The organism is Sphingomonas gei (genome assembly GCF_004792685.1).
Taxonomy (GTDB): Bacteria; Pseudomonadota; Alphaproteobacteria; order Sphingomonadales; family Sphingomonadaceae; genus Sphingomonas; species Sphingomonas gei.
Genome location: NZ_SRXT01000006.1, coordinates 1 through 22,596, shown reverse-complemented (window position 1 = coordinate 22,596; position 22,596 = coordinate 1). Strand labels below are relative to the sequence as shown.

25 protein-coding genes and 1 tRNA gene are annotated in these 22,596 nt (G+C 67.7%); 11 read left to right on the top strand and 15 right to left on the bottom strand.

Going from position 1 to position 22,596, the window contains the following annotated elements; translation table 11 throughout:
• Nucleotides 1–66 precede the first annotated feature (66 nt).
• Together E5A73_RS15000 and E5A73_RS14995 are read left to right on the top strand one after the other, a co-directional pair.
• Nucleotides 67–1,944, top strand: a complete 1,878-nt coding sequence (locus E5A73_RS15000) for a M1 family metallopeptidase (RefSeq protein WP_135964665.1) — start codon at nucleotides 67–69, stop codon at nucleotides 1,942–1,944.
• 161 nt (nucleotides 1,945–2,105) lie between these two features.
• Entirely contained in the window at nucleotides 2,106–3,701 is a 1,596-nt protein-coding gene (locus E5A73_RS14995; protein ID WP_135964664.1) for a serine hydrolase, read from the top strand.
• On the opposite strand, the gene E5A73_RS14990 is transcribed toward E5A73_RS14995, so the two are convergent.
• The 5 genes from E5A73_RS14990 to E5A73_RS14970 form a co-directional block, all read right to left on the bottom strand.
• Nucleotides 3,698–3,955, bottom strand: a complete 258-nt coding sequence (locus tag E5A73_RS14990) for a DUF6894 family protein (RefSeq protein ID WP_168355946.1) — start codon at nucleotides 3,953–3,955, stop codon at nucleotides 3,698–3,700. The genes E5A73_RS14995 and E5A73_RS14990 overlap by 4 nt on opposite strands.
• Before the next feature lie 104 nt (nucleotides 3,956–4,059).
• Nucleotides 4,060–4,392 carry a DUF423 domain-containing protein gene (locus tag E5A73_RS14985; protein WP_168355966.1) on the bottom strand — a complete coding sequence of 111 codons (333 nt, stop codon included), beginning with the start codon at nucleotides 4,390–4,392 and terminating at the stop codon, nucleotides 4,060–4,062.
• A gap of 2 nt (nucleotides 4,393–4,394) precedes the next feature.
• The gene (locus tag E5A73_RS14980) at nucleotides 4,395–6,176 is read right to left on the bottom strand and encodes a cation:proton antiporter domain-containing protein (RefSeq protein ID WP_135964661.1); all 1,782 of its coding nucleotides are present in this window, start codon (nucleotides 6,174–6,176) and stop codon (nucleotides 4,395–4,397) included.
• Complete coding sequence (locus E5A73_RS14975; RefSeq protein ID WP_135964660.1) at nucleotides 6,176–6,601, bottom strand: iron-sulfur cluster assembly scaffold protein; 426 nt, start codon at nucleotides 6,599–6,601, stop codon at nucleotides 6,176–6,178. Before E5A73_RS14975 ends, E5A73_RS14980 begins: the two co-directional genes overlap by 1 nt.
• Before the next feature lie 134 nt (nucleotides 6,602–6,735).
• A complete protein-coding gene (locus tag E5A73_RS14970) occupies nucleotides 6,736–7,287 on the bottom strand; it encodes a CvpA family protein (RefSeq protein ID WP_135964659.1) in 552 nt (183 codons plus the stop codon).
• Between the two features lie 262 nt (nucleotides 7,288–7,549).
• Here E5A73_RS14970 and E5A73_RS14965 point away from each other — a divergent pair, with 262 nt between their 5' ends.
• Nucleotides 7,550–8,335: a helix-turn-helix domain-containing protein gene (locus E5A73_RS14965; RefSeq protein WP_135965008.1), complete on the top strand. Its 786-nt coding sequence runs from the start codon at nucleotides 7,550–7,552 to the stop codon at nucleotides 8,333–8,335.
• A 34-nt stretch (nucleotides 8,336–8,369) separates the two neighbouring features.
• On the opposite strand, the gene E5A73_RS14960 is transcribed toward E5A73_RS14965, so the two are convergent.
• The 4 genes from E5A73_RS14960 to radA form a co-directional block, all read right to left on the bottom strand.
• Nucleotides 8,370–8,930 carry a lipocalin family protein gene (locus E5A73_RS14960; protein ID WP_135964658.1) on the bottom strand — a complete coding sequence of 187 codons (561 nt, stop codon included), beginning with the start codon at nucleotides 8,928–8,930 and terminating at the stop codon, nucleotides 8,370–8,372.
• A 52-nt stretch (nucleotides 8,931–8,982) separates the two neighbouring features.
• Nucleotides 8,983–9,522, bottom strand: coding sequence for a pseudouridine synthase (locus E5A73_RS14955; protein WP_135964657.1), 540 nt, complete (start codon nucleotides 9,520–9,522; stop codon nucleotides 8,983–8,985).
• Entirely contained in the window at nucleotides 9,519–9,887 is a 369-nt protein-coding gene (locus E5A73_RS14950) for a reverse transcriptase-like protein (protein ID WP_240700212.1), read from the bottom strand. The genes E5A73_RS14955 and E5A73_RS14950 overlap by 4 nt, the downstream gene beginning before the upstream one ends.
• A gap of 235 nt (nucleotides 9,888–10,122) precedes the next feature.
• On the bottom strand, nucleotides 10,123–11,490 hold the full coding sequence (gene radA, locus E5A73_RS14945) for a DNA repair protein RadA (RefSeq protein WP_135964656.1): 1,368 nt from the start codon (nucleotides 11,488–11,490) through the stop codon (nucleotides 10,123–10,125).
• A gap of 107 nt (nucleotides 11,491–11,597) precedes the next feature.
• Here radA and E5A73_RS14940 point away from each other — a divergent pair, with 107 nt between their 5' ends.
• From E5A73_RS14940 to E5A73_RS14930, 3 genes are read left to right on the top strand one after another with little or no spacing between them, the layout of a single operon-like run.
• Complete coding sequence (locus E5A73_RS14940) at nucleotides 11,598–12,887, top strand: acetamidase/formamidase family protein (protein ID WP_135964655.1); 1,290 nt, start codon at nucleotides 11,598–11,600, stop codon at nucleotides 12,885–12,887.
• A 37-nt stretch (nucleotides 12,888–12,924) separates the two neighbouring features.
• Complete coding sequence (locus E5A73_RS14935) at nucleotides 12,925–14,085, top strand: glycosyltransferase family 4 protein (RefSeq protein ID WP_135964654.1); 1,161 nt, start codon at nucleotides 12,925–12,927, stop codon at nucleotides 14,083–14,085.
• A 2-nt stretch (nucleotides 14,086–14,087) separates the two neighbouring features.
• Nucleotides 14,088–14,495 carry a hypothetical protein gene (locus E5A73_RS14930; RefSeq protein WP_135964653.1) on the top strand — a complete coding sequence of 136 codons (408 nt, stop codon included), beginning with the start codon at nucleotides 14,088–14,090 and terminating at the stop codon, nucleotides 14,493–14,495.
• Between the two features lie 374 nt (nucleotides 14,496–14,869).
• Here E5A73_RS14930 and E5A73_RS14925 read toward each other — a convergent pair whose 3' ends face one another.
• Both E5A73_RS14925 and E5A73_RS14920 read right to left on the bottom strand, forming a co-directional pair.
• Nucleotides 14,870–15,193 (bottom strand): DUF2218 domain-containing protein, encoded by a 324-nt coding sequence (locus E5A73_RS14925; protein ID WP_135964652.1) that lies wholly within the window; start codon nucleotides 15,191–15,193, stop codon nucleotides 14,870–14,872.
• A gap of 65 nt (nucleotides 15,194–15,258) precedes the next feature.
• Nucleotides 15,259–15,873, bottom strand: a complete 615-nt coding sequence (locus E5A73_RS14920) for a PadR family transcriptional regulator (protein WP_135964651.1) — start codon at nucleotides 15,871–15,873, stop codon at nucleotides 15,259–15,261.
• A 404-nt stretch (nucleotides 15,874–16,277) separates the two neighbouring features.
• Here E5A73_RS14920 and E5A73_RS14915 point away from each other — a divergent pair, with 404 nt between their 5' ends.
• The 5 genes from E5A73_RS14915 to E5A73_RS14895 all read left to right on the top strand — a co-directional run bounded on the left by E5A73_RS14915 (nucleotide 16,278) and on the right by E5A73_RS14895 (nucleotide 19,354).
• On the top strand, nucleotides 16,278–17,597 hold the full coding sequence (locus E5A73_RS14915; RefSeq protein WP_135964650.1) for a replication-associated recombination protein A: 1,320 nt from the start codon (nucleotides 16,278–16,280) through the stop codon (nucleotides 17,595–17,597).
• A 107-nt stretch (nucleotides 17,598–17,704) separates the two neighbouring features.
• On the top strand, nucleotides 17,705–18,052 hold the full coding sequence (locus tag E5A73_RS14910) for a hypothetical protein (RefSeq protein WP_135964649.1): 348 nt from the start codon (nucleotides 17,705–17,707) through the stop codon (nucleotides 18,050–18,052).
• Nucleotides 18,049–18,402, top strand: coding sequence for a hypothetical protein (locus E5A73_RS14905; protein ID WP_135964648.1), 354 nt, complete (start codon nucleotides 18,049–18,051; stop codon nucleotides 18,400–18,402). The genes E5A73_RS14910 and E5A73_RS14905 overlap by 4 nt, the downstream gene beginning before the upstream one ends.
• Nucleotides 18,342–19,259, top strand: coding sequence for a hypothetical protein (locus tag E5A73_RS14900; protein WP_240700211.1), 918 nt, complete (start codon nucleotides 18,342–18,344; stop codon nucleotides 19,257–19,259). Before E5A73_RS14905 ends, E5A73_RS14900 begins: the two co-directional genes overlap by 61 nt.
• A gap of 19 nt (nucleotides 19,260–19,278) precedes the next feature.
• Nucleotides 19,279–19,354 (top strand) — tRNA-Thr (locus E5A73_RS14895).
• Nucleotide 19,355: 1 nt separating this feature from the next.
• Here the strand turns inward: E5A73_RS14895 and E5A73_RS14890 are convergent.
• From E5A73_RS14890 to E5A73_RS14875, 4 genes are all read right to left on the bottom strand, one after another.
• Nucleotides 19,356–20,318, bottom strand: coding sequence for an alpha/beta hydrolase (locus E5A73_RS14890; protein WP_135964647.1), 963 nt, complete (start codon nucleotides 20,316–20,318; stop codon nucleotides 19,356–19,358).
• 15 nt (nucleotides 20,319–20,333) lie between these two features.
• Entirely contained in the window at nucleotides 20,334–21,362 is a 1,029-nt protein-coding gene (locus E5A73_RS14885; RefSeq protein ID WP_240700210.1) for a sugar kinase, read from the bottom strand.
• Nucleotides 21,347–22,102 carry a 2-dehydro-3-deoxy-D-gluconate 5-dehydrogenase KduD gene (gene kduD / locus E5A73_RS14880; RefSeq protein ID WP_135964646.1) on the bottom strand — a complete coding sequence of 252 codons (756 nt, stop codon included), beginning with the start codon at nucleotides 22,100–22,102 and terminating at the stop codon, nucleotides 21,347–21,349. Before kduD ends, E5A73_RS14885 begins: the two co-directional genes overlap by 16 nt.
• Before the next feature lie 150 nt (nucleotides 22,103–22,252).
• A partial coding sequence (locus E5A73_RS14875; protein WP_135964645.1) for a 5-deoxy-glucuronate isomerase occupies nucleotides 22,253–22,596 on the bottom strand: 344 nt, incomplete at its 5' end.

Here is a 22,596-nt window from a genome sequence, read left to right as displayed (position 1 = left end):
GCTTCGCGAGGGAGGAATGGTCGCCACTCAGTTGCCGTTCAGCCGCGATCGGCATAGCAGCGCTGCATGCGCATCCTCACCGCTCTCGCGGCCGTCTCGCTGACTGCCCTCGCCGCCCCCGCTTTCGCCCAGCAGGCCAAGCCCGCCCCGATCCTCACCACCCCCGAGGCGAAGGACGTGGGGACCCATGCCCGGCCCGAGATCGCACGCGTCACGCATGTCAGCCTCGACCTCACCGCAGACTTCGCCGCGAAGACGATGTCCGGCAAGGCCGTGCTCGATATCCTCGCCGCCAAGAGCGCGAAGGAAATCGTCCTCGATGTCGACGATCTCGCTATTGCATCGATCACCGACGCGCGCGGCCGCAAGCTCGCCTTCGCCATCGGCCCGCGCGACGCCGAGCTCGGCTCGGCGCTCACCGTACAACTGGACGGCGCGCGCCGCGTCACCATCGCCTATGCCAGCAAACCCGGCGCCTCCGCGCTGCAATGGCTCGCCCCCGCGCTCACCGCCGGCAAGACCAGGCCCTATCTGTTCAGCCAGGGCCAGCCGATCAACAATCGCAGCTGGATCCCCACCCAGGACGGCCCCGGCATCCGCCAGACCTGGGACGCGAAGATCACCGTTCCCGCCGATCTCGTCGCAGTAATGAGCGGCGAGCGCCGCGACGGCGCTGCGGGCGTCCCCGCGGCCAACGGCAAGCACAGCTACCGCTTCTTCATGGACAAGCCCGTCCCCCCCTATCTGATCGCGCTCGCGGTCGGCGACCTCGCGTTCAAGGCAACGGGCCCGCGCTCGGGCGTCTGGACCGAGCCGAGCCAGCTCGACGGCGCGGCGTACGAAGTCGGCGATGTCGAGAAGATGATCCATGCCGCCGAGGCGCTCTACGGCCCCTATCGCTGGGGCCGCTACGACATGCTCGTATTGCCGCCGAGCTTCCCGTTCGGGGGGATGGAGAATCCGACGCTCACCTTCCTCACTCCGACGATCGTCACCGGCGACCGCTCGAACACCGACGTCGTCGCGCACGAGCTCGCGCACAGCTGGTCGGGCAATCTCGTCACCAACGCGACCTGGTCGGACTCGTGGCTCAACGAGGGCTTCACCACCTATTTCGAGAACCGCATCATGGAAGCGGTCTACGGCCCCGAGCGCGCCGCGATGTACGCCGATCTCGACTGGGACGGCCTCAACAAGGACATCGCCGAAGCGGGCGGCCAGTCCGCGCCGACCACGCGACTCCACGGCGATCCCGGCGCCACCGCCGGCCAGCTCGATTATTTCAAGGGCTCGACCTTCCTGCGCACGATCGAGCGCGCCGTCGGCCGTACGCGCTTCGACGCATATCTCCGCTCCTATTTCGACCGCCACGCTTTCCAGCCGCAGACCAGCGCCGGCTTCCTCGCCGACATCCGCGCCAATCTGATCAAGGGCGACAGCGTGCTCGAAGACCAGCTCCAGCTCGATCGCTGGACCTATCAGCCCGGCCTCCCCGAGAACGCCGTCCACGTCCAGTCGCCGACCCTCGCCCGGATCGACGCCCAGCTCGCCGCGGTAAAGGCGGGCGGCCCGGTATCCGCAGTCGACACCAAGGGCTGGGCAACCCAGCAATGGCTGCGCTTCCTGGGTGGCCTGCCCCGCCAGCAGGCTCCCGCGCGACTGAAGGAACTCGACGAATCCCTCGGCCTGTCGCGCTCGACCAACGCCTATGTCCGCTCGGCCTGGGCCGAACTCGCCATCGCCAATCGCTACGATCCTGCTCTTCCGTCGATTCGCGCCTTCGTCACCAGCGTCGGTCGCGGCCTGCTCATCCACCCGATCTACGAAGGGCTGATCCAGCAAGGCGATTGGGGCAAGCCGATCGCCAAGCGCTTCTTCACGGAGGCACGCCCGACCTATCACCCGGTCACCGCCGCGCAGATCGCCAAGATCGTCGGCGAGTAACCTCACTGCCGTCACCCCGGCGAAAGCCGGGGCCCAGAGCCAAAGCAGCGTAGCCTGTGACTCTGGACCCCGGCTTTCGCCGGGATGACGATTGTCTGGGGAAGGGAGTTGTCCGGAACGCTTTTCGCCCTAAGCTCCCCCAAAACCTCGGGGGACCCTTCATGACCGGCCTGCATCTCAACCGCCGCCAGGCGCTCGCTTTGTCGCTCGCCGGCATCGGCACCGCCGCCCTCCCCGGCTTCGCCTCCGCGCAGGACAACACCCCCGCCGATCCCGCGATCGACGGAATCGTCGCGCGCTTCATGGCGGCGTTCGAAACCCCCGGCATCGCCGTCGCAGTGATCCGCCCAGGCCAGCCGGCCTATCTCAAGGGGTACGGCGTCCGCACCCTCGGCAAGCCCGCCCCCGTCGGCGTCCACACTCGCTTCGGCATCGCGTCGAACTCGAAGGCTTTCACCGCGGCTTCGCTCGCGATGCTGGTCGAGGAGGGCAAGGTCGCCTGGGACAAGCCGGTCAATGACTACCTCCCCGAATTCCACATGCACGATCCGCGCGTCACCGAGCTGATGACCGTGCGCGACCTGCTCGTCCACAATAGCGGCCTCGCGCTCGGCGCTGGCGACCTGATGCAGTTCCCCTACACCGAGCGCCCGCCCAGCGATGCGCTCAAGGCCCTGCCCTTCCTCGCCGCCGAGCGCGGCTTCCGCACTGGGTACGCCTATGACAACATCCTCTACGTCGTCGCCGGCATCCTGATCGAGCGGCTCGCGGGCAAGCCGTGGCACGCCTTCGTTACGGAGCGTCTCCTCCGCCCGATCGGCATGACCGACTCGGTCCCCGCATTGCGCTTCCTCAACACCACCGACGTCGCCGGCCGCCATGCCCGGCTCGGCCCGCCGGTGCGCGGGATGGGCAAGATGGAGGTCGTCGAGCCCGACGAAGGGCTCATGGTCGACGCCGCCGGCGGGATCAATGCCAGCATCGGCGACGTCGCCAAGTGGCTCCAGCTCCAGCTCGCCGGCGGCAAGCTCCCCGACGGCCGCGCACTGTGGAGCCCCGCCCAGCAGGCCGAATTGTGGAAGCCTCAGACGATCGTCGCCTCCTCGGACGGCCCCAGCGACGCCTGGCCGGCGCGCGGCGTCACCCAGACCTATGCGCTCGGCTGGTTCGTCCAGGACTATCGCGGCGAGCGGCTGGTCCACCATTCGGGCGGGCTCACCGGCCAGGTCACCCAGACCGCGATGCTCCCGGCGCGCCAGGCCGCGGTCGTCGTACTGTCGAACACCGAGGACGGGGTCTCGAGCGGCATCCGCAACGCCCTGCTCGACCATATCATCGGCGCCCCCGCCTTCGATTGGGTCGCCGCGATGCAGGTCCGCGTGAAGACCCAGCAGGACGCCGCGCTCGCCGAGCTCGGCAGCGACGGGCTCGACAAGGCCCCGGCCGGCAGCCTCAGCCTGCCGCTGGCCGCTTATGCCGGGCGCTACCGCGATCCCTGGTACGGCGACATCCTGGTCGCCCGGCGCGGCAAGGGGCTGCATATCGACTTCCTGCCGACCCCGGCGTTCAAGAGCGCGCTCGAGCCCTGGGGCCCGGACACCTTCCGTACGCGCTTCCCCAGGGGCGCCGGCGAGGACGCGACGGTCACGTTCGTGGTGGCGAACGGCAAGGTCACCGGCGTGACGATGAAGCCGCTCTCGCCGCTCGCCGACTTCAGCTACGACTTCCAGCACCTTGCCTTCGTGCCGGTGGACTAGTCGCCGGCCCCCGCAGCTGCTCCGGCCGAGCTGACGCTGGCGAAGGCGAACAGCTCAAACAGTACGAGCTTGTCGCCGTCGGACACTTCGACACGTACGTCGTTGCCGGCCCAGATGCTGGCCGGGCTCCAGCGCAACAGATCGGCCAGCAGCCCCATCGCCCGCTCGCGCGCGACTTCGATACCGGCGAGATCCTCGGTCGTCGGCGCGATCTCGTGCATGCCGTCGTGGATGCGGAAATGGTAAAGCGGCATCTGGATCCTGAAGACCAACGGGCAGGCACGCACGTGGCCCTTTCCAGACGTTCCAGAAGCGCAAAACCGACAAATGCCGACGAATCGCAGCGTCGAGGCCCACCTCAGTCGGGTTTGCGGGCCGCCGAAAAAGCGAGCCACAGCCACCCGGCAATGAGTCCCAAGCCGCCGATCGGCGTCACCGCGCCCAGCCAGCGCGGCAGTCCCAGCGCCATCAAATACAGCGTCGCGGCAAACACCGCCGCGCCGCCGACGAACAGCCATGCCGGGCCGCGCGCGCCCATCCGCACCGCGACCAAGGCCGCCACCACGTGGATCAGCTGATACTGTCCGCCGGTCCGCAGCCATTCCGCCGCCTGCCCCTCCACGCCGTGCGCGCCGAACGCCCCCGCCGCCACGGCGATCGCGCCCGATAGCGCGGCGAGCGCCGTCAACAGCCTCACTTGCGCTCCAGATCGGCTTCGGCCGCCGCAGCCTGCGAGGCATGGGTGAGCATGCCGTCGATCCCGGCGCGGATGTCGCCGGTCTCGCGCTGGAGCTTGAGCCGCTCGAAGTCGCGGCGGCGATACTCGGCCTCGGTCTTGTCGATCTCCTGCTGGGTGACGCCCACCGCGCCCATCGCGCGGCGCGCCATCACGATCGCGCTCTCGAGCAGCTCGCGCACCGCGCCGGCGATCGGCGCGCCCTTCATCTTCATCACGCTGCGCCGGTCATACGCCCGCACGAAGATCGTCGCCTTGGGGAAAGCGTGGTGGATGCCTTCCAGCGCCTCGGTGTCGAGCCCGTCGCCGTCCTGGCAGAACATCAGCAATTCGGCGTCGGCTGCGCCCGCCTGGCGCAGAATGTCGGTCCGCGTGCCGTCGCCATAATAGACCTTCATCCCGAAGCTGTTGGCGGTCTCGATCATCTCGACGTCGGTGTCGACGATCGTCACCGGGATGCCCTGCCCGATCAGCATCTGCGCCACGGTCTGGCCGAAGCGGCCATAGCCGACCACCACCGCGTTCGACCCCTCTTCCTGCGGCCCGTCCATCCCCTCCGAACTCGGCTCGGGCTCGGCGCGCAGCCGCTGGGTCGCCATCATCAGGAACGGCGTGGTCGCCATCGACAGAGTCACGATCGCACCGAAGATGCTCGCCGCCTCGCCGGTGATCAGCATCGCCGATTGCGCCTGGGCGAACAGCACGAAGCCGAACTCGCCGCCCTGGCTGAGCAGCACGCCGAGCGCGAAGGCAGAGCGCCGCTTCATCCCGAACAGCAGCCCCAGCCCCATGATCAGCACGGCCTTCGCCGCGATCAGCGCCAGCGCCATCCCCGCGACGAACAGCGGCCGCTCGGCAATGGCATGGAGGTCGAGCGTCATCCCGACCGCGAGGAAGAACAGCCCGAGCAGGATCGCGCGGAACGGCTCGACATCGGCCTCGAGCTCGTGCCGATACGGCGAGTCCGCCAGCATCACGCCGGCGATGAACGCTCCCAGGGCCGCCGACAGGCCGAGCCATTCCATGATCGCCGCGCTCGCCGTCACGGTGAACAGTCCGGCGAATACGAACATCTCGCGCTCGCCGAGATTGCCGATCAGCCGGAACAGCGGCCGCAGCAAATAGCGCCCCGCCAGGATCAACCCGACGATCGCGCCAACCGTGTACAGTCCCAGCAGCCAGCCCGGCGGCCCGTTTAGATCTGCGGGATTGCGCGACATCGCTGCGACGATGGTGATCAGCGGGACGATCGACAGGTCCTGGAACAGCAGGATCGCAAACGCGCGCTCGCCGAACGGCGTGCGCATCCGCCCGGCCGATTGCAGCAGCGGCAGCACCTGCGCGGTCGAGGAGAGCGCAAGCGGCAGCCCGAGCGCAAGCGCTGCGGCAAGCGAACTGTTCGCCGCCGCCCACACGATCCCGGTGATCGCCAGCCCGCACAAGGTGACCTGCAGCAGACCGAGTCCGAAGATGTCATGGCGCATCCGCAACAGCCGCGACGGGCTCAGCTCGAGCCCGACGAGGAACAGCAGCAATGCGATGCCGAGCTCGGCGATGCCCAGCTTGCTCTCGGCGTCGCCGACCAGCCCGAGGACTTGTGGTCCGACGACTGCGCCCGCAACGAGGAAGCCCAGAGTGGCGCCGAGCCCGAGCCGGCGGAAGATCAGTACGAAGATCAGCGCGAAGCCGAGCAACGGCACGCCGTCATGGAGCAGCGAAAGTCCCGATTGCGGCTCCATCAGCCCCGCGCCTCGGCCGCGGCCTGCGCCGCCGCCTCGAAGGCCAGCCGGATCGAAGCATGGCGCCCGCGATGCGCCAGCGCCGGCGCGAAAATCTCCATCCCCGGCCAGTCGGGCGGCGCATCGCGCTCGCCTGCCAGCCACGCGGTCAGCTGGTCGCGCGCGCCGGCGATCTCGTCGGCGGTGCGCCCGACGACATGCGCGCCCATCAGCGAGGCCGAAGCCTGGCCGAGCGCGCATGCCCGCACCAGCATCCCCACCGCGGCAACCCTGCCTTGGTCGTCTAGTTCGATATCGACGGTAACGCGGCTCCCGCACACCGGCGAACGCTTCTCGACGCTCGCGGCGGGCTCGGCCAGCCGCTCGTGAAAGGGGATCTCGGCGGCGAGCCGGAGGATCTTGGTGTTGTACAGCGGCGCGTTCATTGCACCCCGACTTAGGGGAGCACAGCGCCGGTTGCGACCCCCAAAAGATCCTCCCTCGCGCAGCGGGGGAGGTGGCGCCGAAGGCGACGGAGGGGGCGTCTCCGCAAGCACATCGCTCGTGGCGAGGAAGGATTTCAGTTCGTCGCGTTCTCGGCCTCAGCCTCGTTCCCCCCGAACACGGACTCGCCCTTCCTGCGCCGGTTGACGAAATCCGCCACCGTCGCGCTCGATTTGTCGAGCAAGGGGTAGGTGGTCGAGTGGGTGATCCAGTCGGGCCGCCCCTTGGGTCCGCCGCCGACGGTGTCGAACACGAGCACGAGCAGCAGGAAGGCGACGCTCACCAGCACCAGCCCCTTCAACGCCCCGAACCCAAAGCCCAGCGCGCGATCGATCGGCCCGAGAACGCTCTCGCGCATCCGGCCGCCGATCGTGTTGGCGATCATCCGCCCGGCGAAATAGGTCACGCCCGCCAGGATCGCGAAGGCGAGCACCGCCCCGCCCTGCGCGGTACCCACCCAGCCTGCCACGACATGCGCCAGCGGGGTATGGAACAGCTTGAGCACCAGCACCACCGCGAGCCACGCCCCCAGCGCGAGCACTTCGGTCACGAACCCGCGGATGAACCCGAGCACCGCCGCCCCGCCGATGGCGAGCAGCACCACGATATCGAGACCCGTCAATGACATGAAACCCGTCCCTCCCGGCAGCCCTGATAGTCGGGCACCGGGCGGGACGAAAGCCACAAAGCTCAGTCGAGCAAGTTGCGGCCCTGGCAGGGCTTTTTCGAAGCCTCGGGTTCGCTGAAGCGCGTGACCCTCTCCATCGCCGCGGTGTGGGGCAGCGGCGGTGCGCATATCTGGGAGAGCGCCTTCCGACCGCTGCCGGTGTGGAAAGCGCCGGTTCCTTGTCGTACGGTCAGGCATCGAAGGCTTGGACGCACTGGTTCGAATGAACAAGGATCTTCAGGGGCTGAGCGAACGCGAGAAGGAGACCTTGCGGCTTCTTCTGAACGGCCATGATGCCAAATCCGTCGCGCGTCATCTTGGCCTGTCCGTTCACACCGTGAACGAGCGACTGCGGGAATCGCGCCGGAAACTGAACGTCTCAAGCAGCCGCGAAGCCGCCAGGATTCTCGGCGAAGCCGAGCAATCCATCCCCAATTCTCTCGGGGACAAAGAATTTGGGGTGGCGGAAGATGCCATCCCCATGCGCATGGATGCGCAGCCGCATCGTCGGCAAGGCGCGGTCTATTCCGTCGCCTGGCTCAGTGGAGGAATGCTCGTCATGTCTCTGATCGTAACCGCAATTGCTTTATCGTTCGCGTTTCACGGAAACGGCTCCACCGTTGCGCCAGCGCCCGCAGCGCCCGTCGCGGCGACGTACCTGGATCCGTCCCAGGCCGCGGGAGCAAGCTCGGCCCAGGCGTGGGTGGCATTGCTCGACAATCGGCAATGGAACGAGAGCTGGCAATCGGCCGCGGGGATATTCAAGTCGAAGCTTTCGGCGGCGCAATGGGCTTCGACGATCCAGCCTGTCCGGCAACCCCTCGGCGCCGTGTCGTCACGCACCCTGGAGAGCGCCACCAAGTCCGGCACGCTTCCCGGCGCACCTGCGGGCGAATATGAAATCCTTCAATTCCGGACCAGTTTTGCGCAAAAGCGCGGCGCGATCGAGACCGTGATACTCGCCCATGAAAGCACCGGCTGGAAAGTGGCCGGATATTTCATCCGATAGCAGGGCGTGCGGGGTGATGGCGGGCGCGCCGCCTTCACCCCTGCCGGGTGATCCGCAATGCCCAGCGATCGTATCCCAGCGCCTCGACGCGCTGCAGCAGCGCCTCCACCGCCGCGGCCGCCGGCTTGGCCTCGCGGCTCAGTACCCAGAGATAGCGCCCGCTCGGCTCGCCGACGATCGACCAGTCATAATCGTCGCCATGATCGAGCACCCAATAGTCGCCGACATAGAAGGGCCCGAAGAACGACACTTTGAGCTTGGCGTTGGTACCCTCGTCGACGACGATCGCGCGCCCGCTGGCCGAGCTGCGTTCGCCCTTCGGCCCGCTTTGGCAGCCGCTGTTGGTGATGCGAATCCGCTCATCTTCCAACGCATATTCCGCGGTAACGCCGTCGAGGCCCTTCTCGAAGCGGTTCTCGTGCCGCGCGAGCTCGAACCATTTGCCGAGATAGCGCGCCAGCTCGACCGGCTTGGCCGGCTCGGGTACGTCGGGGTTGATCACCGGCGGCCGCGTAGCGCGCGCATAAAAGAAAAGGCCGCCAATCGCCGCCGCGGCGACGCCGGTGGCGATCGTGAGTGCTGTCGATTGCTTCATGCCACCACTTTGCGATGCGGCACGCCGAATTGATAGCCCTCACCCCCGAACTTCAGTCTCGCCGCCATTCTCCCGGCGCGATGCCGTCGAGCGACCAGTCGCCGATGCTCCAGCGCACCAGCCGCAAGGTCGGGTGGCCGATCGCGGCGGTCATCCGGCGCACCTGCCGGTTGCGCCCTTCGCGGATCGTCAGGCGGATCCAGCAATCGGGCACGGTCTTGCGAAACCGCACCGGCGGGTCGCGCGACCACAGGTCCGGCGCGGCGACGCGCTCGGCCTCGGCGGGACGAGTCACTCCGTCCTTCAGCGCAACGCCCTGGCGCAGCGCTGCCAGCCCCGCCTCACTCACCTCACCCTCGACTTGGACGAGATAGGATTTGGGCAGCTTGAACTTCGGATCGGCGATCCGCGCCTGCAATCTGCCGTCGTCGGTGAGCAGCAGCAGCCCCTCGCTGTCCAGATCCAGCCGCCCCGCCGGATAGATTCCCGGAACCTTGACGAAATCCGCCAGCGTCGCGCGCTTCGGGCCCGTGCTCTCCTCGGTGAATTGGCAAAGCACGCCGTAAGGCTTGTTGAACAGGACCAACGTCATCGGGCATGCAGCCGGGCCAGCGCGATCCCCGCCAGATTGTGCGAGCGCTTGACGTGGCGAATGCGCGGAGGCGCTCCCGCCGATGCCAGCGCGCGAAACCTTTCGTGATACCCGACCGCGGCACCACGACATTTGACCCTGCCGTTGGCCTTGGCGATCACGTCGGCGGAATCGCCGATCAGCACCGGATCGGCCACGTCCAGCGACCGGGCGACCGTCAGTGCGTGGATCAGCGCCAGCCACTCTGCATCCATGCTGGTGCCCTGCCCGAGCTCGCGCACGATCGTGGTCCGCCCCGCCACAACGATTGCAATCTCCATCGCCCCCGGATTGGGTCGGCATCCCCCGTCGAAGAAGATCTTCACGCTCGCTCCTTGAAGGTCAGATTTGCAGCATGCATCGCAGCTTCCTGCGGGAAGGCCCTATCACCCCGCCCGCCCTCGGCAAATCCAAGCGGTTTCTCAAAACCGTCATCCCCGCGAAAGCGGGGACCCATCTCCCATGCTTGCCGACTCTACCACTGCGATATTCGCGGCACGCGGCGGAGATGGGTTCCCGCTTTCGCGGGGATGACGGATAGAGCGGTCTCTGAGGCTCGACCTACCGCCCCAGCAAATGATCGACGAACGCCCCGAGGTTCTTGAACCCCGCCAGCGTCAGCCCCCCGGTATCCGCCTGCGCCGCCGGCGCCAGCGCCCGGCCGAAGCCAAGCTTGGCCGCCTCCTTGCACCGCAGCGCGCCATGCGCCACCGGCCGCACTTCGCCCGACAGCGCAACCTCGCCGAACGCGATCGCGTCCGCCGGCATCGGCCGCTCGGCCAGCGCCGAAACCAGCGCCGCCGCCACCGCGAGATCCGCCGCCGGATCCTGCACACGGTACCCGCCCGAGACGTTGAGATACACTTCGCACGAAGAGAAGCTCAGCCCGCAGCGCGCCTCGAGCACCGCGAGGATCATCGCCAGCCGCCCGCTGTCCCAGCCCACCACCGCGCGCCGCGGCGTCGCCCCGCTCGCCAGCCGCACGGTCAGCGCCTGGATCTCGACGAGCACCGGCCGCGTCCCCTCCAGCGCCGGAAATACGATCGTCCCGCTCATATTCTCGTCGCGATGCGTGAGGAACAGCGACGAGGGATTGCCGACTTCGCTCAGTCCCTCGGCCTGCATCGCGAACACCCCGATCTCGTCGGTCCCGCCGAAGCGGTTCTTCACCGCGCGCAGGATGCGATATTGGTGGCTGCGCTCGCCCTCGAACGCCAGCACGGTATCGACCATGTGCTCGAGCACGCGCGGCCCGGCGATGCTGCCGTCCTTGGTGACGTGCCCGACCAGCACCAGCGCCGTGCCCCGTTCCTTGGCGAAGCGGATCAGTTCCTGCGCGCTCGCCCGCACCTGGCTCACCGTCCCCGGCGCGCCTTCGATCAGGTCCGAATGCATCGTCTGGATCGAATCGATCACCACCAAAGCCGGCACCGGACCCTGGCCCAAAGTGGTCAGGATATCGCGCACCGAAGTCGCCGCGGCGAGCTGCACCGGCGCGTCGCCCAGCCCCAGCCGCCGCGCGCGCAGCCGCACCTGGTCCGCCGCTTCCTCGCCCGAGACATAGGCGACCTGCAGCCCGCGCCGCGCGATCAGCGCGGCGGCCTGGAGCAGCAGAGTCGATTTGCCGATCCCGGGATCGCCGCCGATCAGGGTCGCGCTGCCCTCGACGAAGCCGCCGCCCAGCGCGCGGTCGAGCTCGGCAATCCCCGTCCCCATCCGCTCGGGCAACGCGATCTCGGTATCGAGCCCGACCAACTGGATCGCGCGGCCGCCCGACTGGAGATTGTGCTTCGCCTGGAACGGCGTCACCACCCCGCCGCCATCCTCGACGAGCGTGTTCCAGTCGCCGCAATCGGCACACTGCCCCGCCCATTGCGAGGACACCGACCCGCACGCCTGACAGACATAACGCTTCTTGGGTTTCGCCATGGCGCCACGCTAACCTAGGAACAAGTCGGGAACAACCGCAAATTCACAAATACCCTTGCCTCGCTTACACTCTCGACTACACTTGTAGTCGATATCGGGAGTTTCCAGTGATCAGGCTCGTCATCCTCTTGCTGCTTGCCGCCCCCGTCGCGGCGCACGCGCAGACCGGCCAATGGGTCGTCGCCACCGATCGCTGGGGCAACACCGAATATTCGACGCTCGATCTCGTTGCCGCCGGCAAGGCGCTCACCGGTAATTGGGACGGCGACTCGCTCATCGGCACCCGCCGCGGCACACATTTTCAATTCACCGTGAAAGACGGGCGCGGCGCCACCTACGGGTTCGAAGGCGAAATCGGCCGCGACAGCCTCAGCGGCACCGCCGACTTCCCCGACAGCAACAAGCCCTCGGCACGCGTGCGGCACAGGTTCGTCGCGCGACGTGTCCCGGATCGACCGCCGGGCGGCCCGCGCGTCCATGATTTCCGCCCAACCGACTATGCCAACAGCTTCTCCCCCGATCGCCCGCCCGTGCTGACGATTTGGCCTGGCGATACGGTGCGCACCACCACGATCGATTCCGGAGGGATCGATGCGCAGGGCGTCACCCGCGCGCTGTTCGGCAATCCGCAGACGGGACCCTTTTATATCGCCGGGGCAAGACAGGGCGACACCGTGATCGTCCACATCAAGCGGCTCCGGCTCGACCGCGACTGGGCCGACAGCCTCGACACGATCGTCGGCCGCGCACTGGGTGCGTCGCTGGTCCCCGATGCGAAGGGGCTGGGCAAGCCGGTCCGCTGGCGGCTCGATCGCGCGGCGGGCTTCGCCACACCCGAAAGCGCCAGCGGCGCGCTCAAGGACTTCCGCGTGCCGCTCCGCCCGATGCTCGGCGGGCTGGCGCTGGCGAGCGGCTTCGGCGCGCCGCCGCTCTCGACCGGCGACACCGGCCGCGCCGGCGGCAACATGGATTTCCCCGAAGTGATCGAAGGCAACAAAGTTTATCTGCCGGTGCTCCAGCCCGGCGGCTTGCTCTATCTCGGCGACGCGCATGCCCGGCAGGGCGATGGCGAGACTTCGCAATATGCGCTCGAGGCCTCGATGCAAGTCGAGTTCAGCGTCGAGCTGGTCAAGCGCAAATCGCTGGCGATGCCGCGCGTGGAATCGCCGACCGAGCTGATGGTGCTCGGCCAGGCCGGCTCGCTCGACGAGGCGCTCAAGCAGGCGAGCACCGGGCTGATCCAGTGGCTGCGTCAGGATTATGGCCTGACGCTCTCCGAAGCGGCGCAGGTGATCGGCAGCGCGGTCCGCTTCACCGTTCCGAACCTCGCCGGCCGCAGCGTCGGGGTGGCGGCGCGGATCGACAAGGCACTGCTTCCGGCGAGGCCCGGGGCCTAAGCTTGCTCCCCACCCCCGCCCCGGCTATCGCGCCGCGATGCAAGCATCCGACCTTCGCGTCGCGCTTTTCAGCGGCAATTACAATTATGTCCGCGACGGTGCGAACCAGGCGCTCAACAAGCTCGCCGGGTATCTGCTCCGCCAGGGCGTGACGCTGCGGGTCTATTCGCCGACCACCGACACCCCGGCCTTCCCTCCCACCGGCGACCTGGTCAGCGTGCCCGCGCTTCCCGTACCCGGCGGCCGTTCCGAATATAAGTTCGCCTGGCATCTGCCGCGCACCACGCGCGAGGACCTCGCCGCGTTCAAGCCCAACCTCGTCCACGTCTCGGCTCCCGAATTCCTCGGCCACCGCGCGGTGACCTGGGCGCGCGACAACCGGATAGCGACAATTGCCTCGCTCCACACCCGCTTCGAGACCTATCCGGCATATTACGGCATCGGCTTCCTCGCGCCGCTGATGATCAAGGGCATGACGCGCTTCTACAACCGCGTCGACCAGGTCGTGACTCCGGGCGAGTCGATGGCGGAGCTGATCCGCTCCTGGGGAGTCACCACTCCCATCCGCATCTGGTCGCGCGGCGTCGACCACAGCCGGTTCACCCCCGCCCGCCGCGATCTCGAATGGCGCCGCGCGCTCGGCATCGCCGACGATCAGTTCGCGGTCGGCTTTCTAGGGCGACTGGTGCTCGAAAAGGGCCTCGACATCTTCGCCGACGTCTGCGGGGCGCTGCGCCAGCGCGGGGTGCCGCACCGGGTTCTCGTCATCGGCGACGGCCCGGCGCGCGACTGGTTCGCCGAGCGCGTTCCCGACGCGGCGTTCGCCGGTTTCCAGGGCGGCGACGATCTCGGCCGCGCGGTCGCCTCGATGGACGTGCTGTTCAATCCCTCGGTCACCGAGACCTTCGGCAACGTCACGCTCGAGGCGATGGCCTGCGGCGTCCCCGTCGTCGCCGCGCGCGCGACCGGCGCGGTCGATCTGATCGAGGACGGCGTCACCGGCTATCTCGTCCCCCCGCGCGACTGCGAAGCCTATGCCGACGCGATCGCCCGCTTGGTCGCCGATCCCGCGCTCCACCGGGACCAGGGCGCCGCGGGCCACGCCAAGGCGCAGGCCTATGAGTGGGACGCGATCAACCAGAAGGTGATCGACACCTATCTCGAAGTCATGGCGCGCCGCGCGGCGCCGGCCCGATAAGCATGTCCTATATCCTGCTTCTCGCCGTCGCCTTCCAGTCGGTCGCGCCGGTCGACTTGCCCGCGCTCGACGCCGCGATCGAGCGCTGCGAACGGTCGGCCGTCCTCCCGGTCTTCGCAGCGGAGGCGCGTCGGCGCAGCGCCGCGGTGACTGCCTTCTATCAGGAGCAGGCCCAGATCGTCGCCGAGCGGCTCGCCACCGCCAACCAGCGCCGCGTGCTCCGCGAGAGCCCGGCGACCGCGACACCCGCCAGCTCGGATCAGGAACTCTCGCTGCGCCAGCTGTCGCTCGACGATCGCCAGCGCGCACTCGACGACCAGCGCCGTCTCGAGACGATGCGCCAGGAGGCGCTCGACCTGAAACGCCAATATTTCCTCACGCACTGCCCGGCCAACCGGAAAGCGGACTAGAGTCGATTTCACATTGACTGAAGCGGCGCTTTTCCCGTTCGCCCTGAGCCCTGTCGAAGGGCGGCTATCCACGCGTGGCCCGCTGGCGGCATCGCCCTTCGACAAGCTCAGGGCGAACGGCTCGGGTGGTTCAATCTAACTGAATCGGACTAGTCGGTCCAACACGCTCCGCACTACCTCGCAAACTTTAGACTGAATGGCGCCTGGAGTCTGATCCAGCCTCCTTGAATCTGTTCTCCGGCGAAGGCCGGGGCCCAGGTTCGACGAAGTTGCCGGTATAGTCCTGTCCTTTAGAGCGCTTGCGACTGGGCCCCGGCCTTCGCCGGAGAACATGGTGGTTCAACCCAGCTGGACCGGACTCTAGGCCACGCCGCTTATTCCCAATCGAACCGCAACGGCGCCTCGCGAAACGCAAACCGGTCGAGGTGCCGCGCCACCGCACCCTTCAGCCCCTCGAGCTGCTCGTCGCTTGACGCGTCTATCCGGACGTCGAGCCCGGTCTCGGCGACGTTGAACGTCACCACCGCGTCGCCCGGATGGTCGGCGCCGCGCGCGTCCTTCGGGAAAATCACGGTGCCGTTCTCCGGCGTGTATTCCACTTGCAGATTGTGCTCCCAATGCTTGCACAATTGCTGGAGATACTTGCTCGCGCTCGCCGTGGGCACCAGCGCCGATGCGCTTGCAGTCGTAATCGTCATAGCCTGTTCCTTCCCCTGCGGCGCCAGCCCGAGCCGGCGCCGCAGCATTTCCAGTCGCGGCACGTTCAGAGCCGCTCGATCTTACGCGCCGCCTCGTCGAGAATCTCGGCCACGGCGTGCAGCGTCTCGGGATCAACTTCCGAACCGCCCAGTCGGTCCTGCAGCACGGCGCGCAAATTGCCCATCGCACGGCGAATCGGGCCGCCGCTGGTCCGCGCGCGCTCCTCGCCGAGTTCGGCGAGCCGCTGGAACAAGGCCTCGACTTCGTCGGCTTTCTCCTTGAGCTCGACCACGCCGGCCTCGGTGATCGCGAACGCCTTGCGCGTGCCGTCGGCCCTGGCCTCGACCAGCGCCATGTCGTCGAGCATGGTCAGCGTCGGGTAGATCACGCCGGGGCTCGGCGCATAGGCGCCGCCCGAGCGCTCTTCGATCTCGCGGATCAGATCATAGCCGTGGCGCGGCTGCTCCTCGATCAGCTTGAGCAGGATCAGCCGCAATTCGCTGCCGTCGAACATCCGACGTCCGCGCCCGCCGCCGCGACCGCCTTCGCGGCCCTCGTGCATGCCCCAGACGCCCATTGCCCAGCCGCCCCGGCCGAAGCCGCCGCCGCGGGGACCGCCGTGACGGCCACCGCATTCATGGCCGCGCTCGCCGCGGCCGTGGTGAAATCCAAATCGCATCTCAAATCCTTTTAGCGAGTCTCGATGCGTCTAAGATATATCTTGAATGGTCTTGTGCAAGTCTAAAATTGACTTTTGCTCCATGTTCATGTATTGTTCCATCATGCCTCTTCGTTCGCACCCGCCGTCATCTTCGCGCCGATGTCGCGTCGACGCCCAGGCGCGTGGGCGCCGCGCGAGTGGCCCGCAGATGCCGCGTGGGCGCCGCGTGGGTGGCGCGTCACTGCCGCGTTGGCGCCGCGTCAGCGCCGCGTCGCGGTGTGGCCACGGAGGGGCGCGATGTTAAACACCCGTTTCGAGTCAACCGGAGTCAACCAATTGCCGTCGCGCAACGGCGATGGTGTGATCCTGGTGTGACTTTCGCCGGTGTAAAAGTGCAGGCCCCCGGCCTATCTATCGCAACGATGGCCGATCTCTTCGCGACCGACGAACAAACCGCCCCCGCCGAGGCGCCGACCAGCGGCCCGCTGGCCGATCGCCTACGCCCGCAGCGGCTCGATCAGGTCGTCGGCCAGGAGCATCTCACCGGGCCCGAAGGTGCGATCGGCCGGATGGTCGCGGCGGGCAAGCTCAGCTCGATCATCCTGTGGGGGCCGCCCGGCACCGGCAAGACCACGATCGCCCGCCTCCTCGCCGATGCGGTCGGCCTGCGCTTCGTCGCGATCTCGGCGGTGTTCTCTGGCGTCGCCGACCTCAAGAAGGTCTTCGCCGAAGCACGCGAATTTGCCCGGATCGGCCGCAAGACCTTGCTGTTCGTGGACGAGATCCACCGCTTCAACCGCGCCCAGCAGGACGGCTTCCTGCCCTATGTCGAGGACGGCACCGTCACGCTGGTCGGTGCCACTACCGAAAACCCGTCGTTCGAGCTTAACGCCGCATTGCTCAGCCGCGCCCAGGTGCTCATCCTCCACCGGCTCGACCACAAGGCCCTGTGCAAGCTGCTCGACCGCGCCGAGGAACTCGAGGGGCATACCCTGCCGCTCACACCCGAGGCGCGCGACGCCTTCGTCGCCAGCGCCGACGGCGACGGCCGCTTCCTGCTCAACCAGGCCGAGACATTGTTCTCGGTGACGTTCGAGGCGCCGCTCGATTCGGTCGCGCTCGGCGATTTCCTCCAGCGCCGCGTCGCGGTCTACGACAAGGACCGCGAGGGCCATTACAACCTCATCTCGGCGCTCCACAAATCGATCCGCGGCAGCGACCCCCAGGCCGCGCTTTACTATCTCGCCCGGATGCTGACCGCCGGCGAGGAGCCGCTCTACGTGCTCCGCCGCCTGACTCGCGCCGCGGTCGAGGATATCGGCCTCGCCGATCCCAATGCGCTCGTCCAGTGCATTGCCGCCAAGGACACCTATGACTTTCTCGGCTCGCCCGAAGGCGAGCTCGCGATCGCCCAGGCCTGCCTCTACCTCGCCACCGCGCCCAAATCGAACGCCGCCTATGCCGCGCAGAAGGCGGCGTGGCGCGCGGCCAAGGAGACGGGCTCGCTGATGCCGCCGCAGAACATCCTCAACGCCCCGACCAAGCTGATGAAAGAGATCGGCTACGGCAAGGGTTATACTTACGACCACGATTCCGAGGACGGCTTCTCTGGCGACAATTACTGGCCCGAGGAAATGGCGCCGCAGACCTTCTACACCCCCACCGACCGCGGCATGGAAAAGCGCATCGCCGAGCGCATGGCCTGGTGGGACGAGATGCGAAGCAAGCGGCAGGATGGGTGATGCTCCCCACCGTCACCCCGGCGAAAGCCGGGGCCCAGAGTCCCGAACGACGGCCCTGTGGCTGTGGATCCCGGCTTCCGCCGGGATGACGAAAGGGGAGAGGTGAAATGGATAGCTGGGAAGACGCCGTCGCCTTTGCTTGCACCCTGCCCGACGTGACGATGGAAAGCTGGTGGGGCACGCCTTGCCCCAAAATCAACGGCAAGGGCCTGATGTCCCCCGGCCGCGAGATGGGCAGCTTCGCGCTGATGGTCGCGAGCCCCGAGAAGGAATTGCTGTTCGAGACCGACCCCGGCACCTTCTGGCAGACCGATCACTACGCCAACTATCCGATGCTGCTCGTCCGCTACGCCACCGAAAGCCGCGAACGCATCGAGCTCTACATCCGCCGCGCCTGGTGGGATCGCGCGAAAAAGCCGCAGCGGCTGGCGGCGGGAATGGCGGAGCGCCCATGAGCTTCGGTTGGGACGAAGCCGTCGCCTATGCGCGCACCTTTCCCGGCGTGACGATGGGCGCCGGCGCCAGGGGTTCGGTCTCGCCGCAAGTCCGCGGCCGGCAGATCGTCTCGCAGGGTCGCGCGGCGGGAACCTATGTCCTTCGCGCCACCCGCGAGGAGATCGAGATACTCAAGGAGACCGATCCGCAGACCTTCTGGCAAACACCGCAATATCAGGGCTGGCCCACTGTGCTGGTCAACGCCGCGAGCGCAGACCCCGAACGGATGCAGCTGCTGATCGCACGGGCATGGTGGGATCGCGCCAGCGGATCGCAGCGTGTCGCGGCCGAACGGGAAGAGCGGCCCTGAGCTTCACCGACTTCTTCGCCATCGACTGGTCCGGCCAGGCAGTCGAGCGGCCGAAGGGGCTCGCCGTCGCGCATGCGCGGGCGGGAACCGAGGCCCCGGAGATCGTCGACAGGGCATGGTCGCGCCAGGACGTCCTTGAGTGGCTTGAGCAATTGGCAAGGGACGGTACTCGGGCGTTGATCGGCCTCGATCTCTCGCCCGCATTCCCGTTCCACGACGAAGGCACTTATTTCCCCGGCTGGGAAGCGTCGCCCGTCGACGGCCCGGCGCTATGGCAATTGGTCGACGAACTCAGCGCCGACGATCCGCACCTTTCCGCGACCAGCTTCATCAATCACCCGCACGCCCGCCGCCATTTCCGCCAGCGCGGCGATTGCGGCGATCTGTTTCCGCCGGGCCGCGGCAGGTTCCGGGTCTGTGAACATGGCCAAGAGGCGATGCGGCTCTCGCCGTACAGCTGCTTCAACCTCGTCGGCGCTTCGCAGGTCGGCAAGTCGAGCCTCACCGGGATGCGCGTGCTGCACCGGTTGCGCAGCAAACTCGGCCTGTGGCCCTTCGATCCGATGCCCGAGACCGGTCCGGTGCTCGTCGAAATCTATACGGCGCTGCCCGCCCGCCTCGCCGGCATGCGCAAGGGCATCTCGAAGATCCGTGACCGGGAAACGCTGGACACGCTGCTCGCCGCCTTCGGATCGGCGCCGCACCGGCCGCTGCCGCGCTACGACGACCACGCTACCGACGCGATGCTGTCAGCGGCATGGCTCCGCGTGGCGGCCGCCCAGTCGGAACTCTGGTCGCCGACGCTGCTGACGCCCGAATTGGCATGTACCGAGGGCTGGACCTTCGGTGTGCCGTAAAGCTAAGGGGAGCGCGGATGCCGGCTTAGCTCAGTTGGTAGAGCGCCAGTTTTGTAAACTGGATGTCGCGGGTTCGATTCCTGCAGCCGGCACCACTCATGCCGCCGCGTCCGCGGCGAGCCAGCCGTGGCGCGCGGCGAAGGCGTGGAACAGCTCCAGCCAGACGTGCGGCCTGCCATCGGGTCCGAGCAAAGGGGCGCCGTGCCCGCCCTTCTCGGCGATCATCAGCTCGGAGGGGATGCCCGCCGCCTGCAGCGCGGAGAACATCGCCAGGCTGTTCGCCGCCTTGACGGTCTGGTCGTCGGCGGCATGGCAGACGAAGGTCGGCGGCATCGTCGCGGGGACATTCAGCTCCAGCGACCAGGCCTTGGCCAGCGCCTCCGATGGGTTGGCGCCGAGCAGCTCGCGCCGCGACTGTCCATGCGCGAGCGGCGGCATCATCGAGACCACCGGAAAGAACATCCCGATCGCGAGCGGGCGCGCGGGCAGGCGATCGGCCGAGTCGACGGCATGGTAGGTTGCGGCGTCGGCACGCTCGCCCAATTGCCCGGCAAGATGTCCGCCGGCGGAGAAGCCGATCGCCGCGACGCGCGCCGGGTCGATCGCCCATTTTCCGGCCCCGGACCGGATCAGCCGCAGGGCGCGCTGCGCATCCTGCACCGGCGCCAGCGGTCCGGCGCGCCAGCCATCGTGCGGCAGCCGATACAGCAATTCGAACGCAGTGATGCCCTGCGCCGCAAACCACCGCGCTATGTTGGAAGGCCCCCGTCCCACCGCGACACGGGTATAGCCACCACCCGGGATGAGCAGAACCGCCGCGCCATTGGGCGTCGCCGCGCGCGCCACGGTCATCGCCGGCGTGCCGACATGCGGCCATGCGATGTCTTCGGGAGAGCCATTCGGCGATCGCAGGATAGTCTCGTCGCGGATCCCCAGACCTTCGCCGCCCGGCGGCGTGCCGGGCCAGAGCGCCACGCGCTCGGCAGGCTCGGATGCACGCGCCCCAGCACCCGCAAGGCCGAATGCGAGCCCGGAGGCAATAACGGTCCGACGGTTCACGCGCCTATCCGGTCTTCATCGCCGCACGTCGAGCCCACCGCCTTCGAACGCCGCGAGGTCGCCGCGCGTGAACAGGCTGGCGTCGCCGGGCAGCGAATGCTTGAGGCAGGTCAGCGCCAGTCCCGCCTCCGCCGCCGCCTTCGCGTCGCCGCCTTCGATCAGGCCGTGAAGCACGCCGGTTGCGAAAGCATCGCCGGCGCCGAGCCGGTCGACGATCCCGGCGACCAGCGCTTCCTCGGTCTGGTGCGCGCTGTCGCGCATGTCGACGCGCGCGGCGATGCGATGGCTGTCGGCATCGTCGACATGTCGCGCGGTGGAGGCGATCAGCTGGAGGTTCGGAAAGGCGTCGAACGCAGCCTCCGCCGCCTCGCGACGCCGATCGCTGCCGTCGCCCGAGAAGGTCTTGCCCAGCAACAGCGAAATGTCGCGGTGATTGCCGAACAATATGTCGGCATGGTCGACAAGCTGCGTAAGCACGCCGCGCGGATCGCTGTCCCAGGTTTCCCAAAGGCGCGCGCGGTAATTCCCGTCGAACGAGACGCCCAGACCTTGGTCCCGCGCGGCCTTCGCCGCCGTGATTGCCGCGGCAGCCGAATTGGGCCCGAGCGCCGGGGTGATCCCCGACAAATGCAGCCGGCCGCATCCGTCGAGCGCCTTCGTCCAATCCCAGGCCTTGGCGGGGCGATCGGCGAACACCGAATGCGCGCGATCATACACGACTTCCGAGGCGCGAAGCCCGGCGCCCGGCTGAAGGAAATAGAGCCCCAGCCGGCCGTCCTCGCGCACGATCGTCGAAGCATCGACGCCGTGCCGGCGCAGCTCGTCGATCACTGCGCGGCCCATCGGATTGTCCGACACGGCAGTGATCATGCGGGTGGCATGGCCGAGACAGGCAAGCCCGGTCGCAACGTTGGCCTCGGCACCGCCGACATGGATCTGCAACGCCGGCGTCTGGAACAGCAGTTCGCGTCCCGGCGGCGACAGCCGCAGCATCACTTCGCCGAAGAAGGCGATCGGCTTGTCGTTCATCATCGCGCGAGCCATCCGCCGTCCACGGCGAGGACATGGCCTTGAACATAGTCCGAGGCCGAGGAGGCGAGGAACACCGCCGCACCGCCAAGATCGCCGGGTTCCCCCCAGCGGCCCGCGGGGATGCGCTCGACGATCTGGCGGTTGCGCGTTTCGTCGGCCTGAAGCGCAGTGGTGTTGTTGGTGGCGATATAGCCGGGAGCGATCGCGTTGACGTTGATCCCCTTTGCCGCCCATTCGCAGGCAAGCAGCTTGGTCAGCCCCGCCACACCCGACTTGCTGGCGGTGTAGCTCGGCACGCGGATGCCGCCCTGGAAGCTCAGCATCGAGGCGATGTTGATGATCTTGCCATAGCCCTGCGCGATCATATGGCGGCCGGCGGCCTGGCACAGGAAAAAGGTGGATTTGAGGTTGGTGTCGATCACCGCGTCCCAATCCTCTTCCGAGAAATCCACGCTGTCGTTGCGGCGGATGATCCCGGCATTGTTGACGAGTATGTCGAGCCCGCCGAGCTTCTCCACAGTTTCGTCCACAATTCGGCCCACAGGCTCGATCGTCGAGAGATCGGCGGAGATGATCTCGGCCTTCACGCCGAGCACTCGGGCCTTCTCGACGGTTTCGGTCGCGGCCGAGCGGCCGACGGCGGCGATGCTCGCGCCTGCTTGTGCAAGCGCCAGCGCGATGCCCTGGCCGATGCCGGTGTTCGCGCCGGTGACGATGGCCACCTTGCCGGTCAAGTCGAAGAGATTGGTCATTCGAAAACTCCTCCCCTCCCTGAAAGGGAGGGGCCCGGGGGTGGGTGCGCGGCGCGCAACGTCGCGCTTGGTCGCCATCGGAGGAGGGCCGAGCCTGCGGCTGGGCACCCACCCCTAGCCCCTCCCTTTCAGGGAGGGGAACAGAATCCCTTACGCCAGCTGGCAGATATCCAGTACGTTCATGTCGGTATAATCCTGGTTCTCGCCGGCCATCGCCCAGATGAAGGCATAGGCCTTGGTGCCCGAGCCCATGTGGATCGACCAGGGCGGCGAGATCACCGCTTCCTCGTTGCCAAGCACGATGTGCCGCATCGCCTCACCTTCGCCCATGTAATGGAAGACGCGGTCGTTGGGACCGTCGAGCTCGAAGTAGAAATATATCTCGCTGCGGCGTTCGTGGATGTGCGGCGGCATCGTGTTCCAAACCGAACCCGGCTTGAGCACGGTGAGCCCCATCACCAGCTGCGCGCTGTCGCACACGCCGGGGATGACGA

Bases quoted from the DNA above. Each gene is read 5' to 3' on its own strand.
- E5A73_RS15000 (WP_135964665.1), top strand. From the start codon at position 67: ATGCGCATCCTCACCGCTCTCGCGGCCGTCTCGCTGACTGCCCTCGCC.
- E5A73_RS14995 (WP_135964664.1), top strand. From the start codon at position 2,106: ATGACCGGCCTGCATCTCAACCGCCGCCAGGCGCTCGCTTTGTCGCTC.
- E5A73_RS14990 (WP_168355946.1), bottom strand. From the start codon at position 3,955: ATGCCGCTTTACCATTTCCGCATCCACGACGGCATGCACGAGATCGCG.
- E5A73_RS14980 (WP_135964661.1), bottom strand. From the start codon at position 6,176: ATGGAGCCGCAATCGGGACTTTCGCTGCTCCATGACGGCGTGCCGTTG.
- E5A73_RS14975 (WP_135964660.1), bottom strand. From the start codon at position 6,601: ATGAACGCGCCGCTGTACAACACCAAGATCCTCCGGCTCGCCGCCGAG.
- E5A73_RS14970 (WP_135964659.1), bottom strand. From the start codon at position 7,287: ATGTCATTGACGGGTCTCGATATCGTGGTGCTGCTCGCCATCGGCGGG.
- E5A73_RS14965 (WP_135965008.1), top strand. From the start codon at position 7,550: ATGAACAAGGATCTTCAGGGGCTGAGCGAACGCGAGAAGGAGACCTTG.
- E5A73_RS14960 (WP_135964658.1), bottom strand. From the start codon at position 8,930: ATGAAGCAATCGACAGCACTCACGATCGCCACCGGCGTCGCCGCGGCG.
- E5A73_RS14955 (WP_135964657.1), bottom strand. From the start codon at position 9,522: ATGACGTTGGTCCTGTTCAACAAGCCTTACGGCGTGCTTTGCCAATTC.
- radA (WP_135964656.1), bottom strand. From the start codon at position 11,490: ATGGCGAAACCCAAGAAGCGTTATGTCTGTCAGGCGTGCGGGTCGGTG.
- E5A73_RS14935 (WP_135964654.1), top strand. From the start codon at position 12,925: ATGCAAGCATCCGACCTTCGCGTCGCGCTTTTCAGCGGCAATTACAAT.
- E5A73_RS14930 (WP_135964653.1), top strand. From the start codon at position 14,088: ATGTCCTATATCCTGCTTCTCGCCGTCGCCTTCCAGTCGGTCGCGCCG.
- E5A73_RS14925 (WP_135964652.1), bottom strand. From the start codon at position 15,193: ATGACGATTACGACTGCAAGCGCATCGGCGCTGGTGCCCACGGCGAGC.
- E5A73_RS14920 (WP_135964651.1), bottom strand. From the start codon at position 15,873: ATGCGATTTGGATTTCACCACGGCCGCGGCGAGCGCGGCCATGAATGC.
- E5A73_RS14915 (WP_135964650.1), top strand. From the start codon at position 16,278: ATGGCCGATCTCTTCGCGACCGACGAACAAACCGCCCCCGCCGAGGCG.
- E5A73_RS14910 (WP_135964649.1), top strand. From the start codon at position 17,705: ATGGATAGCTGGGAAGACGCCGTCGCCTTTGCTTGCACCCTGCCCGAC.
- E5A73_RS14905 (WP_135964648.1), top strand. From the start codon at position 18,049: ATGAGCTTCGGTTGGGACGAAGCCGTCGCCTATGCGCGCACCTTTCCC.
- E5A73_RS14900 (WP_240700211.1), top strand. From the start codon at position 18,342: ATGGTGGGATCGCGCCAGCGGATCGCAGCGTGTCGCGGCCGAACGGGA.
- E5A73_RS14885 (WP_240700210.1), bottom strand. From the start codon at position 21,362: ATGGCTCGCGCGATGATGAACGACAAGCCGATCGCCTTCTTCGGCGAA.
- kduD (WP_135964646.1), bottom strand. From the start codon at position 22,102: ATGACCAATCTCTTCGACTTGACCGGCAAGGTGGCCATCGTCACCGGC.